12 protein-coding genes are annotated in these 12,458 nt (G+C 45.1%); 2 read left to right on the top strand and 10 right to left on the bottom strand.

All coding sequences use genetic code 11. The features are described 5' to 3' along the window. Nucleotides 1-107: 107 nt before the first annotated feature. From adk to lpxK, 4 genes are all read right to left on the bottom strand, one after another. Nucleotides 108-755, bottom strand: a complete 648-nt coding sequence (gene adk / locus H3V11_RS07710) for an adenylate kinase (protein WP_037394928.1) — start codon at nucleotides 753-755, stop codon at nucleotides 108-110. A 49-nt stretch (nucleotides 756-804) separates the two neighbouring features. Next, nucleotides 805-1,572: a 3-deoxy-manno-octulosonate cytidylyltransferase gene (kdsB, locus tag H3V11_RS07715; RefSeq protein WP_198224119.1), complete on the bottom strand. Its 768-nt coding sequence runs from the start codon at nucleotides 1,570-1,572 to the stop codon at nucleotides 805-807. After that, complete coding sequence (locus H3V11_RS07720) at nucleotides 1,565-1,756, bottom strand: Trm112 family protein (protein WP_198224121.1); 192 nt, start codon at nucleotides 1,754-1,756, stop codon at nucleotides 1,565-1,567. The genes kdsB and H3V11_RS07720 overlap by 8 nt, the downstream gene beginning before the upstream one ends. A gap of 276 nt (nucleotides 1,757-2,032) precedes the next feature. Then, entirely contained in the window at nucleotides 2,033-3,067 is a 1,035-nt protein-coding gene (lpxK, locus tag H3V11_RS07725; RefSeq protein ID WP_084587314.1) for a tetraacyldisaccharide 4'-kinase, read from the bottom strand. A 120-nt stretch (nucleotides 3,068-3,187) separates the two neighbouring features. On the opposite strand from lpxK, the gene xseA reads away from it, so the two are divergent. After that, nucleotides 3,188-4,540: an exodeoxyribonuclease VII large subunit gene (gene xseA, locus H3V11_RS07730; RefSeq protein ID WP_198224123.1), complete on the top strand. Its 1,353-nt coding sequence runs from the start codon at nucleotides 3,188-3,190 to the stop codon at nucleotides 4,538-4,540. 204 nt (nucleotides 4,541-4,744) lie between these two features. Continuing rightward, nucleotides 4,745-5,614 (top strand): DUF4261 domain-containing protein, encoded by an 870-nt coding sequence (locus H3V11_RS07735; RefSeq protein ID WP_198217860.1) that lies wholly within the window; start codon nucleotides 4,745-4,747, stop codon nucleotides 5,612-5,614. 205 nt (nucleotides 5,615-5,819) lie between these two features. Here H3V11_RS07735 and H3V11_RS07740 read toward each other — a convergent pair whose 3' ends face one another. The 6 genes from H3V11_RS07740 to H3V11_RS07765 all read right to left on the bottom strand — a co-directional run bounded on the left by H3V11_RS07740 (nucleotide 5,820) and on the right by H3V11_RS07765 (nucleotide 12,458). Further along, complete coding sequence (locus tag H3V11_RS07740) at nucleotides 5,820-6,518, bottom strand: murein L,D-transpeptidase family protein (RefSeq protein ID WP_144370528.1); 699 nt, start codon at nucleotides 6,516-6,518, stop codon at nucleotides 5,820-5,822. 206 nt (nucleotides 6,519-6,724) lie between these two features. After that, on the bottom strand, nucleotides 6,725-7,588 hold the full coding sequence (locus tag H3V11_RS07745; RefSeq protein ID WP_198224125.1) for an ATP-binding protein: 864 nt from the start codon (nucleotides 7,586-7,588) through the stop codon (nucleotides 6,725-6,727). 30 nt (nucleotides 7,589-7,618) lie between these two features. After that, nucleotides 7,619-8,179, bottom strand: coding sequence for a class I SAM-dependent methyltransferase (locus H3V11_RS07750; protein WP_198209256.1), 561 nt, complete (start codon nucleotides 8,177-8,179; stop codon nucleotides 7,619-7,621). Between the two features lie 437 nt (nucleotides 8,180-8,616). Further along, nucleotides 8,617-8,811 carry a hypothetical protein gene (locus tag H3V11_RS07755; protein ID WP_198224127.1) on the bottom strand — a complete coding sequence of 65 codons (195 nt, stop codon included), beginning with the start codon at nucleotides 8,809-8,811 and terminating at the stop codon, nucleotides 8,617-8,619. 119 nt (nucleotides 8,812-8,930) lie between these two features. Continuing rightward, entirely contained in the window at nucleotides 8,931-9,443 is a 513-nt protein-coding gene (locus H3V11_RS07760) for a hypothetical protein (protein ID WP_198224129.1), read from the bottom strand. A gap of 48 nt (nucleotides 9,444-9,491) precedes the next feature. Next, on the bottom strand, nucleotides 9,492-12,458 hold the full coding sequence (locus H3V11_RS07765; protein WP_001138014.1) for a Tn3-like element TnAs1 family transposase: 2,967 nt from the start codon (nucleotides 12,456-12,458) through the stop codon (nucleotides 9,492-9,494).

The following is a 12,458-nucleotide window of genomic DNA, read 5'->3' on the forward strand; positions in this document are numbered from 1 at the left end:
CGAAACCGGATATACAATCCGGCTTTATTCTGAAATATTGTTTATCATTTGTCATACAACAAAAAGCTGTCTGTAATCTTATGAGAACAGACAGCCGGCTTCAGCCATCAAAGTTTTAAGGCGGCTAGAACCTGAGTTTTTACTGCTTCTACCGGTTGGGTTCCGTCTACACGGATATAGTCCGGTGCATTGGCATCATTCTGTTTACCATAGAAATCAATCAGTACTTCTGTTTGCTCGTGATACACCTGTAAACGTTTTTTAATGGTTTCTTCCTGATCATCATCACGCTGAATCAGTGGTTCACCGGTTTCATCATCAATATTGTTGACTCTTGGCGGATTGTAAACCAGATGATAAGTTCTGCCTGAAGCAAGATGGACACGGCGACCGGACAAACGTTCAATAATGACATCATCGGGTACGGCAATCTCTACTACAGCATCCAGATGCACACCCGCTTTTTCCATTGCTTCAGCCTGAGCCAGTGTACGCGGGAAACCATCAAATAAGAAACCATTAGCACAATCCGGCTGGGCAATACGCTCTTTTACCAGACCTATAATAATATCGTCACGAACCAGCCCGCCCGCATCCATAATTTTTTTGGCTTCAATGCCCAAAGGTGTGCCGGCTTTTACTGCTGCACGCAGCATGTCTCCGGTAGAAATCTGCGGTATGTTAAACGCAGCAGTAATAAACTGTGCCTGTGTGCCTTTTCCGGCACCCGGTGCACCTAATAATAAAACTTTCATTTCAACTCCTGAATATATCTGTGATTTGATTTAATATTATTACTAATATTTATTTTTTTACATCTGTCCAGTTCGTGCGTACACGCTCCAGATCCGCAGCTGTATCCACACCCGCAGCCGGAGCATGCGGTGTGATTTGTACCGCAATATTGTAACCATGCCACAGTACGCGCAGCTGCTCAAGTGATTCAGCCTGTTCTAATGGTGATGGAGTCAAATCTGCATATTGGTGCAAAAATTGTACCCGATAACCATAAATGCCAATATGACGATATACCGGAATATTTGCCGGCATGACTTCAGCGCCGCTGCGCATTAATTCACGCGGCCATGGAATGGCTGCACGGCTAAAATACAAGGCATTATTTTTGTTGTTTAATACAACTTTAACACAATTGGCATCTGTAAAATCTGTGTAATCAGTTAATAGATGTGCTGCTGTGGCCATTGGTGCTGAACTTTGCTGTAATTGTTCAGCTACAGCATTAATCAGCTCAGGTTCAATCAAAGGTTCATCACCTTGGACATTTACAACACAGTCTTCTCCAGCGAGATTCAAAATGCCGGCTGCTTCAGCCAGACGAGTTGTACCGCTCTCATGCTCCGGAGCTGTTAAAATAGCTTCAATTCCATGAACCTGACATGCAGTCTGAATATCTGCATGATCTGTTGCCACAACTACTCTTCCGGCTTTGCTGGCAAGTGCACGCTCAGCTACCCTAACTACCATCGGTTTACCATGTATATCGGCTAAAGCCTTATTGGGTAAACGACTGGAGGATAGTCGTGCCGGAATCAGAACAACAAAATTACTCATGCGTCGCCGTACATTCTTCATCAGTTAAATTACGAGCTTCATTTACCAGCATATAGGGAATATCATCTTTTACCGGATAAGCCAGCCGTGATGCTTTACACCACAGTTCCTGCTGCTGTGCATGCCATTGCAGTTTTCCTTTACACTCGGGGCATACCAGTATATCCAGATATTTTTGATTCATTTTTAATCCTTAGTTTCGCAAAAGTGGCAAGCGAAGTTTATGGTTGTTGATTTAGCAGGTTTCTTGAATGCAGTAATACCAGTTAATAATTTATAAATATCGTCTTTGAATGACTTTACCATATATTAAAATGGCAATATAGAGGCTGCTTAATACAGAACCTGAAATCGTAGTCAGTTTGTATCGTCTTCCAACGATATACTGACAATTTATTGAAATTTTACCAGCAGCCGGAGTCCATGGCATCTTTTTCATTGCAGAAACGTATTTATTTTATTAAGAATGGTGTAAGTCTAATTTTAACTGAATCAATTCAGCTAAATCTGGGCAGATTTGTGCTGAAAGTGGTAAGACCCAAATATTATATTGCAAAGGTTTTTTCAGTTTGACCGCATCTTTTTCTGTAATAAATATTATTTCTGCATCAGGCCAGTCTTCGGGTTGAATGGTTGCGTGATCATTCAGCGCAATGGTTTCTTTCAGATGAATACCCAGTATTTGTAATGCTTGAAAAAAACGTTGCGGTTGTCCGATGGCTGCGATTGCCGCGCATTTTTTTTCTGAAAACTCATGGGCTTTTGCAGTCTTTTGCGGCTGATTTAAACTATAGAAATCGCCATAGTTCAATTGACTGAAACCACACCATTGTGTTTTTATTAAATTTAGTTGCTGTGCCTGCTGAACAGAATTCGCATCACCCTGACTGAATACTACCGCATCTGCTCCCTGTAAGCGCTCAACTGGTTCGCGTAATGGGCCATTAGGCAATATATCCAATTTTTGTCCGATATCTGCGGCCGGAAATACTATAACTTCCATATCCCGGCAAAGTGCATAATGTTGTAAACCATCATCACTTAATAAAAGCTGCAAATCCGGATATGCATTTAACAATGCTCTGCCGGCAGCTTCACGAGTAGAAGCAACTGCAACCGGTGCCTGAGTTTGCTGATACAGCATTAATGGTTCATCTCCGGCGTCTGCCGCGGTAGATTGGGCATTCAGAATAACCGTTTCTTTACTTAAACGCCCATAGCCGCGGCTGATGATACCTACCCTTATCTGCCGCTGCTGTAAAGTCTGTACCAGCGCAGCGACTAAAGGTGTTTTACCAACACCGCCAACATGAATGTTGCCGATTACCACTACCGGACAAGGCAGTTTTTTAGTCGGCAAAATGCCCGATTTGTACAGCCAGCGCCGTAACAAAGCAATACTTTGAAATAATCGTGCAAGCGGCCACAGTAACAATACCAGCGCTATACGCGGATGCTGCCAGTGCTTTTGTATTAAACCGGCTAACCAGCCCATAACTCTGCCTATTAATAACAAAGCTGCACTATACCATGCTGTATATGCAGAACTGAACTATGATAAAAAAACGCCGTATAATATCTACAGAATAAAACCGCTCTGAATATGGTATCCATTATGTCTGATTTCTTTGCTCCGGCTGCTTTAAGTGTATCTGAACTCAATGCTTATGCCCGTCAATTGCTTGAAGACAATCTGATTGATTTATGGGTTGGTGGTGAAGTTTCTAATCTTACCCGTGCAGCCAGCGGTCATTTCTATTTTTCTTTAAAAGATGCCCGTGCACAAGTCAGATGTGTACTGTTTAAAGGTGTGGCACAGCAGCTGAGCCAGCCCTTACAGGAAGGTGATCATATAGAAGTAGCCGGAAAAATCAGTATTTACGAAGCACGGGGTGAATTTCAGATTACCATTAATACAGTGCGTTACAAAGGGTTAGGACAGTTATATGAAGCGTATGAGCGGCTGAAACAGCAGTTAACTGCCGAAGGTTTATTTTCAAAGGAACGCAAACGTCCGCTACCTGTTCATCCTAAAGTGGTCGGTGTAGTGACTAGTCTGGCCGCAGCAGCTTTACGCGATGTTGTGACAACCCTGCGCCGGCGCCATAGCGGTATCCGTGTGATTGTTTACCCGACAGCCGTACAGGGTGCAGGGAGTGAACGTCAGATTGCTGCTGCTATTACCAGTGCCAATCAGCAGGCACTGGCTGATGTACTGATAATTTGCCGTGGAGGCGGCAGCATTGAGGATTTGTGGTCTTATAATGAAGAAATCGTCGTACGAACGGTAGCCGACAGTACAATTCCCACTGTAAGTGGTGTTGGTCATGAAACTGACTTTACCCTGACCGATTTTGCCGCAGATGTTCGCGCCCCAACACCGACAGCAGCTGCCGAACTGGTTAGCCCTGATATGGCGCAATTAAGACATAGTGTTATTCAATGGCAAAAGCGTATACACCAATTACTGGAACAACGTTATTATGATGCTTCACAAAAACTGGACTGGCTTGCTCGTCAGTTAAAGCACCCGCAGCAAAACTGGCAGCAACAGCAGCAGCAACTAAGGGATTTAGCACGTCTGTTACAAATTGGCATGCAGCGTCAGATCAGGCAGCATCGGCAAAATCTGATACAGCAACAACGCAGTTTGGAAAACACACGACCGCAAACTATTCATGCACTACAGGCACTTGAATACCGGAAACAACAATTACATCAGATCTGGCAAAATATTTTTATGCGCGCACAACAACGGCTGCAGCAACAGACATCTGTGTTACAGGCAGTCTCTCCTCTACAGATTCTCGCCAGAGGTTATAGCGTGGTCACTAATCAGCGCGGGCAGGTAATCCGCGATGCCAACAAATTAAAAACTGGCCAGTATCTTAATATTCGCTTTGATTGCGGTGAACGTAGCGTACAGGTTGCTCCGCCGAAAATTCAGTCTGATTTATTTGATAATTAAGATATACTTTTCAACTGTATTTCTATTCTATTGCGTAAATTACTATCACTAAGAATTCGGGAATTAATTCTTTGTTGATTTAAAGTCAAAATTTCTTAATTTAAAAAAGTTATTTATTGAAATATTAGATAAAATTATTTAAATTAGTATATATGTTAAATAAATTTTTGACTGGTAATTAACTTAATAAGAATAGGAATTTAAATGTCACTGTTTGCTCGTTTATTTGGTAAAAAATCTAAAGATACAGATACCACGGTAGGTGAAAATACAAATAATAAACAATCAATAGGATTAAGTGTTGTATTTAAAGGCTCTCTTAATTTTGATAAAGATAAATTATTAGATAAATTAAAATATCTGGATTCTTCAATAACAAATGTCAAATACGAAACCCCTGTCGGAGAGCTTGAACAAGGCGTTTTTGCTTTAATAAGCTGGGGAAAACACGTAGTTAAACTAATCGGATTCAATGCGCCTTTTCCTGCTGATGCATTGGAAACGTGTGTTGAGCCAGCACATTATAGTCAGGATGTCAAAAATCAAGTTCGTAAAAATGATAGTCATGTAATTTTGTACTATACAGGACATGATGAAGTTGTATTAGAACAATATTTAGCTTTATCCCGTCTGGCGGCATGTTTTGAAGAATTTAACGCATTAGCAGTTATTAATGAAGACGCTCATTCCTCATTGCCTATAAAGGTTTTAAATGAGTTCCTTAGTGATGAAGACAGTGCAAAGAGTTTATGCGATTGTTTACCGTTATTTTTCTGCGGATTTGTTAAATATATTTTAGAAGACGTTAAAGGTGTCTGGATGCGCACTTACGGTGCTGATGTATTTGGATTGCCTGATTTTGCTGTATTAGCAAATAACCATGATGAAGGTTCTTACTATTTCGATATGTTTAGTGATATTTTATTGTATCTGCGTCAGAGCGGAGCAACTATGAATCCCGGGGATACAATGGAAATTGGCGACAATAAAATGTTGTCATTACGAGCTCCTCAGGAGGATGAATACTTCCTGAAAGATAAAGGTAATGTTTTGGTTGTAGAAATCAGTAAATAGTTAAATAAGCCTATACATCATTATTGAGCAGAAATTGTCTGTTATTAAACAATAAAAATGACTTCTGATATTAAAAATTTGATATCGGAAGTCGTTTTACATTTGGGTAGATTAAAAAATAACTGTTTGTTCAATAAAATATGCAAACACAATCAATATTTATTTTAAATATCAAGATATCAGATAGTTACCTTACTGCTTCTGTTTATTTAATAACATAATGCTTATTGTGCACAGTAATATCAGCTACTCTCCGCTCAGACTGAAAAATATCATAAGCAGGCTTCAATTCGCTCCAGAAAGGCATATAAGCTGACTTTTGAAATTTTTGCATATTTGATGCTGTCATTCTGAATGGAAAAATATGAATGGGTATTCGCTTCTGTCCGCTGTTTATAGCCTGATTAACAACAGCGTAGATTTGTTCTATTCCCTTGTCAGTCATAGCATAGCAACCGATGGACACACAGTTTCCATGAATCATGATAAAGCTTCCTGTGTATCCATTGGCGCGGTCATAGGCATTCGGGTAGCCAATGTTAAAAGCAAGATGATAATTACTATTTGGTTTTAATAGATTTTTCTCAGTTGCGTAAAATCCTTCCGGACTTTTGCCATCACCTTCGGCCTTTTTAGGTCCCAGACCGCCTGAGTATGTACAGATATCCCATGTCCTGTATAGCTGATAATTGTTATTTTTATGCTTATACCATATTTCCAGTATTCCCTCCTGTTTGAATATTCGCAGATAAATTTTGTCACCGCTAACAGGAGGAGAGACTGTTACTGCCGTATTTTTTACATTTATAGTTTTAATTTTCTGATCAACAGGATAATTTCTAAAAAATAATGATACACCTGCAACTATGCCCGCGAATCCGATAACAATCATACAGATAGTCATTAATTTTCCAAATAGTGTCTTTACTGGATTTTTTTTATTAGCAAAAAAGGAATAAATAATAAAACCGATGCTTCCGATACATAACAATATGGGAAGTAATATCATTAATCGTTCGCTAAATAATACAGACATGATTTGTTTCCGTTAAGATCGAGTTACCCAGCAGTTAATCAAAAAACCGAATACAGAATAAACAACTGATTTAGTTATATAATTCTATCCTGTGGATTTCTTCCTGCCCAGTCGCATACAAACTGCCATGCTACTCTTCCTGAGCGGCTGCCACGGCTCTGGCTCCAATTTAATGCTGCACGTCTTGCTGTTTCATCCAGATTCAGGCCAGCTTCTTCCAGCCAGTTCTGTACAGCCTGTAAATATGCATTCTGATCAAATGGGTAAAAGCTTAGCCATAAACCAAAACGATCCGATAAAGATACTTTTTCTTCGACGGCTTCCTGAGGATGAACTTCTCCGCCATTGCCTGTATGAGCCACATTGTCTGCCATATACTCAGGCATTAAATGCCGGCGATTGGATGTAGCATATACCAATACATTGTCACATCGCTGAGATAATCCGCCATCAAGGGTAGTTTTTAATGCTTTGTAAGCATCGTCGCCGTCTTCAAAAGATAAATCATCACAGAACAGAATGTATTTTTCCGGTCTGGCGCTTAGTAAAGAAAGTAAAGCAGGTAATGTTAACAAATCACTTTTATCAACCTCAATCAGACGCAATCCCTGATCTGCATACTGATGCAGTAACGCCTTAACCAATGATGATTTTCCGGTACCACGTGCTCCTGTCATTAATACATTATTTGCCGGTCTGCCAGCAAGAAACTGTTCTGTATTACGTACCAGTTGTCGGCGCTGCTCATCAACAGCTGCCAGACAGTCCAGAGAAAAGGTATGCGGATTTGGTAAACTTTCCAGAATACCCTTGTTACCTAATTTATGCCAGCGGTAAGCAACTGCCGTCCAGTCAGGTTCCTGAGCCAATGGTGGCAAAATGGCATCCAGCCGCTGTAAAACAGTTGCAGCCAGATTGATAAATTCCTTACGTTTCATCTATTTCCCTTTAGTTTCTAGAGCAATGATCTATGAATGTTTTTGCAATATTAATGCAAAAGGTGCATCATTTATCCGGTTAATAAAAGCATATTTCAACACTGCTATCTGCTGTTGCGGTAAGCTTCGCGCCCATGTTTGTATTGTTTCCGCTTCAATTTTTCCCTGTTCATGACCAGGATATAAAACTGCAGCCAATACCCCATTATCAGTAAGAAGGTTTAATCCGTTTTGCATCGCCTTAAGGGTTGTATTGGCTTGAGTTGTACAGTTTTTATCTCCGCCGGGTAAGTATCCAAGGTTAAATATGATGGCACTAACCTTACTCTGAATATACTCACTTAGATGTTCATGTCCGGCTTGAATTAACTGTACCCGCTCACGATAACCGGCTTTTGCCAGTCTGTTACTGGTAGCTTCTAATGCAGTTGCCTGTATATCAAATGCGAATACTTTACCTTGGGCGCCAACGCAAGAGGCCAGAAACAAAGTATCATGTCCGTTACCAGCAGTAGCATCAATGACTGTATCGCCAGCCTTTACTGTCTGCTGAATGTTTTTATGTACAAAATCCAGAATATTGAGAAGCATAAATTAATTTGTGCTGTCTGATGTTTAGTTAGCCGCCATGGCTACATCTAAGATAAATAAGCGTTAAGCATATCAGATTATATATTAACAGAATGAGCAGGCATAGCTTTAACCTAATTAACTCTTTAAACATTGATTTATTAAAGGCAAATTTAGGATTTGATGTTTGTGGTGCAACTTTTTAACTCGGTCTGTGCAATAGTTTTACTATCAATTTAAATTTTTACCATATGTATTATGTAAATTTTTGATAATATAGATTAATATATACCAGTCTTGTCTATCAGCAATCCAAGGCTTTCAGCGATTTGATCATCTATATAATTTTCATAAGCGAGCTTTCCCTCTTTGATAATCAAAATTTTGCGTCTACATCGCCAACCCTCTAAGTATTTCTCAAAACTATCTGTCATTAGACTGCTTGCATACAACAATAATTATGATCTACTTTTTAAAAAATCTTTTAATAAATTGATTATTGATTCATTTTCTTTTATTGATGACATCGCTAATTTTTCATTTTCTATCTCTGTCGATGTATACCCTTTAGGTATTAAAGAGCTTTTTTCTATTTTTGATAGTTCTGCGATCAACAATTCGATAGATTTTTCATTTTTAGATATATAGGCCATTTGAATTGATGTTTTTTTATAATAGAAGGTTACTAACTCATTTTGATAATATTTAATATCATTAAGATTACTTTTGTACAAACGTAAAAAGAAAAAAGCAAATAGTTGAATAAATATTGTTAAAGAGATTTTTGGTAAAAAAATACTAAAACATACGAAATATAATCTAACGGCGCCTCATTACTATATACGTTTTTTCCTATCGTAGAATTCATTACACTATAAAATAAAAATATAAGTGAAAAGCTTGTTAATGTTGTACCCATATACAAATTTATCAATGACGTTTTTTGCAATCTTGAAATTTGTTCTTTAAGTGACTTCTCTATTGTTTTTAATGTATAAGCAACATTATATGAAAAACCATTAATTTTTTTATTTAAATTCTCTATCTCTGATTTGATTTTATCTATTATCTCAAGCGCTAGCCCTTTGTTTTTCATTCCATCAACTATTTTGTTTAAATTATTCTCAAATAATATTGATTCACCATTTTCATTTATTTTAGATAGAAAAACTTCTCTCAAATTTGTTCTTTTATTTTCAAGCATCATCAATAATGAAAACATAAAAGTTATAGCAACAAGAAAAAAAGCAAAATATATAAACATTGGGATATCACTAATTTCCATCCTTATCCTTTCTTAGGGGAGCCCGCAGAATTCGGAAAAAATCGTACGCTAAGGTTTTCCGGGCATCCGTAAGGGCCGAAACTTCCCGTCTTCCAGTCTGCGGCTCTGCCGCCAGACGTAATCGCCGGTTAGGTTGATGTGCTCCCAGCCCAGCGGCGACAGGAATTGCAGCAGCTCGCCGTCCACCGGCTTGCCGGCCTCGACCAACCCCTGGGTGGCGCGTTCCAGGTACACCGTGTTCCACAGCACGATAGCCGCCGTCACCAGGTTGAGGCCGCTGGCCCGGTAGCGCTGCTGCTCGAAGCTCCGATCCCTGATTTCCCCAAGGCGGTTGAAGAACACCGCCCTGGCCAGCGAGTTGCGCGCCTCACCTTTGTTCAGGCCGGCATGCACGCGGCGGCGCAGTTCAACACTTTGCAGCCAGTCCAGGATGAACAGCGTGCGCTCGATCCGGCCCAGCTCGCGCAGGGCCACGGCCAGTCCGTTCTGGCGCGGGTAGCTGCCGAGCTTGCGCAGCATCAGCGAGGCGGTGACGGTGCCCTGCTTGATCGAGCTGGCCAGGCGCAGGATGTCGTCCCAGTGGGCACGCACGTGCTTGATGTTCAGGGTGCCGCCGATCAGCGGGCGCAACGTCGGGTAGGCTTGCACGCCCTGCGGCACGTACAGCTTGGTTTCGCCGAGGTCGCGGATGCGCGGCGCGAAGCGGAAGCCTAGCAGGTGCATCAGGGCAAAGACGTGATCGGTGAAGCCGGCCGTGTCGGTGTAGTGCTCCTCGATCCGCAGGTCGGACTCGTGGTACAGCAGGCCGTCGAGCACATAGGTGGAATCGCGGACGCCGACATTCACCACGCGGGTGCTGAACGGCGCGTACTGGTCGGAGATATGGGTATAGAACAGCCGTCCCGGCTCGCTACCGTACTTCGGGTTGACGTGCCCGGTGCTCTCGCCCCGGCCACCCGCGCGGAAGCGCTGGCCATCGGAGGATGAGGTCGTGCCGTCGCCCCAGTGGGCGGCAAAGGCGTGGCGATACTGGTGGTTGACCAGCTCGGCCAAGGCCGCCGAATAGGTTTCGTCGCGGATGTGCCAGGCTTGCAGCCAGGACAGCTTGGCGTAGGTCAGGCCGGGGCTCGACTCGGCCATCTTGGTCAGCCCGAGGTTGATCGCATCACCGAGGATTGCGGACAGCAGCAACGTCCTGTCTTTGGCCTCGGCCCCGTCCTTCAAGTGGGTGAAGTGGCGGCTGAAGCCCGTCCAGTCGTCCACGTCCATCAGCAGTTCGGTGATCTTGATGCGCGGCAGTAACTGGCTGGTTTGGTCGATCAGCGCCTGCGCCCGATCCGGCACCGCCGCATCCAGCGGGGTGATTTTCAGCCCTGACTCGGTGAGGATGGCATCGGGCAGCTCGTTGTCCTTGGCCAGGCGGGTGACGGTGGCCAACTGCTCGTCCAGCAGCTGCAAACGCTCTTCCAGGTACTGGTCGCTGTTCGGGTTGATCGCCAGGGGCAGGGCCTGCTCGCGCTTGAGTGCGGCGAACTTCTCGGCCGGCAGCAGGTAGTCGTCGAAGTCGCGGAACTGCCGCGAGCCCTTGACCCAGATGTCGCCGGAGCGCAGGGCGTTCTTCAGCTCGGACAGGGCGCAGATTTCGTAGAATTTCCGGTCGAGGCCTTCCGGGGTGATCACCAGCGGCTTCCAGCGCGGCTTGATGAAGGCCGTGGGTGCATCGGCCGGCACCTTGCGCAGGTTGTCGGCGTTCATCTCACGCAGGGTCTGCACGGCTGCCAGCACGCCTTGCGCGGCCGGCGCGGCGCGCAGTTCCAGCACCTCCAGCAAGGCCGGCGTGTAACGGCGCAGGGTGGCGAAGTTCTCGCCGACCAGGTGCAGGTGGTCGAAGCCTTCCGGCCGGGCCAGCAGCTCGGCCTCGCTGACGCTCTCGGTGAACTCGTCCCAGGGAATCACCGCCTCGATGGCGGCATAGGGGTCGCTGCCGCTTTCCTTCGCTTCCAGCAGCGCCTGGCCGATCCTGGAGTACAGGCGCACCTTGTCGTTGATCGCCTTGCCCTGCTTCTGGAACTGCTGCTGATGCTTGTGCTTCGCGCCGCTGAACAGCTTGACCAGGATGCGGTCATGCAGATCGACCAGCTCATCGATCACGGTCGCGGTGCTCTCCAGCACCACGGCGGCCAGGGTCGCGTAGCGGCGCTGCGGCTCGAACTTACCGAGGTCTTTGGGCGTCATCTGCCCACCCTCGCGGGCCAGCTTGAGCAGGCGGTTCTGGTGGATGTGCCGGCCCAGGCCTTCGGGCAAGTCCACCAACTGAAATGTCTTCAGCCGCTCGATGTGTTCCAGCATGTGCCGAGAGTTGGGTTTCAGCGGTGCCTGGCGCAGCCAGGTCAACCAGGTGATGCTGCTGCCGGCCTTGAGCTTCAACAGCTCGTCCAGCTTGGCCCGATGCGAGTCCGTGAGTGGTTCGACCAGGGCGCGGTAGACCCGCCGATTGGCTCGCGCAATGGCTTCCGAGCAGGCCCGGTCAATCACGCTCAGCGCCGGCAGGATGCGTCGTTTCTGCCGTAGGCTCTCCAGGGCCTGACCGGCCAGCAGCAAGCCTTTGTCGGTCTGCTGGGCCAGCTCGGTTAGCTCGCGCACCAGGGCGCGGAAGTCGGACAGGCCGAACGGGGCCAGTTGCAGGTAGGTGCGCAGTTCCTGGGCATGCTCGCGACGGGTCACGTCGCGCTCGCCGTACTTTGCCCAGCTCGCCGGCTCGGCCTGGACTTGCTTCGCCACCCACAGGATGACCGGCTCGGGCAGCTCGCTGTCGGTTCCCAGCGCGTAACCGGGGTAGCGCAGCAGGCAGAGCTGCACGGCGAAGCCGAGGCGGTTGGCGTCGCCGCGTCGCTGGCGGATCAGCGACAGGTCGGAGTCGTTGAAGGTGTAGTAGCGGATCAGGTCATCCTGGCTTTCCGGCAGCGCAAGCAGGGTGTCCCGCTCCGTGGCCGAGAGGATCAAGCGACGCGGCAT

The sequence above is a fragment of the Snodgrassella sp. W8158 genome, assembly GCF_016100435.1.
Lineage (GTDB): Bacteria > Pseudomonadota > Gammaproteobacteria > Burkholderiales > Neisseriaceae > Snodgrassella > Snodgrassella alvi.

Excerpts from the sequence above, each read along its gene's own strand:
- adk (WP_037394928.1), bottom strand. The coding sequence starts at position 755 with ATGAAAGTTTTATTATTAGGTGCACCGGGTGCCGGAAAAGGCACACAG.
- kdsB (WP_198224119.1), bottom strand. The coding sequence starts at position 1,572 with ATGAGTAATTTTGTTGTTCTGATTCCGGCACGACTATCCTCCAGTCGT.
- H3V11_RS07720 (WP_198224121.1), bottom strand. The coding sequence starts at position 1,756 with ATGAATCAAAAATATCTGGATATACTGGTATGCCCCGAGTGTAAAGGA.
- lpxK (WP_084587314.1), bottom strand. The coding sequence starts at position 3,067 with ATGGGCTGGTTAGCCGGTTTAATACAAAAGCACTGGCAGCATCCGCGT.
- xseA (WP_198224123.1), top strand. The coding sequence starts at position 3,188 with ATGTCTGATTTCTTTGCTCCGGCTGCTTTAAGTGTATCTGAACTCAAT.
- H3V11_RS07735 (WP_198217860.1), top strand. The coding sequence starts at position 4,745 with ATGTCACTGTTTGCTCGTTTATTTGGTAAAAAATCTAAAGATACAGAT.
- H3V11_RS07740 (WP_144370528.1), bottom strand. The coding sequence starts at position 6,518 with ATGACTATCTGTATGATTGTTATCGGATTCGCGGGCATAGTTGCAGGT.
- H3V11_RS07745 (WP_198224125.1), bottom strand. The coding sequence starts at position 7,588 with ATGAAACGTAAGGAATTTATCAATCTGGCTGCAACTGTTTTACAGCGG.
- H3V11_RS07750 (WP_198209256.1), bottom strand. The coding sequence starts at position 8,179 with ATGCTTCTCAATATTCTGGATTTTGTACATAAAAACATTCAGCAGACA.
- H3V11_RS07755 (WP_198224127.1), bottom strand. The coding sequence starts at position 8,811 with ATGGCCTATATATCTAAAAATGAAAAATCTATCGAATTGTTGATCGCA.
- H3V11_RS07760 (WP_198224129.1), bottom strand. The coding sequence starts at position 9,443 with ATGGAAATTAGTGATATCCCAATGTTTATATATTTTGCTTTTTTTCTT.
- H3V11_RS07765 (WP_001138014.1), bottom strand. The coding sequence starts at position 12,458 with ATGCCGCGTCGCTTGATCCTCTCGGCCACGGAGCGGGACACCCTGCTT.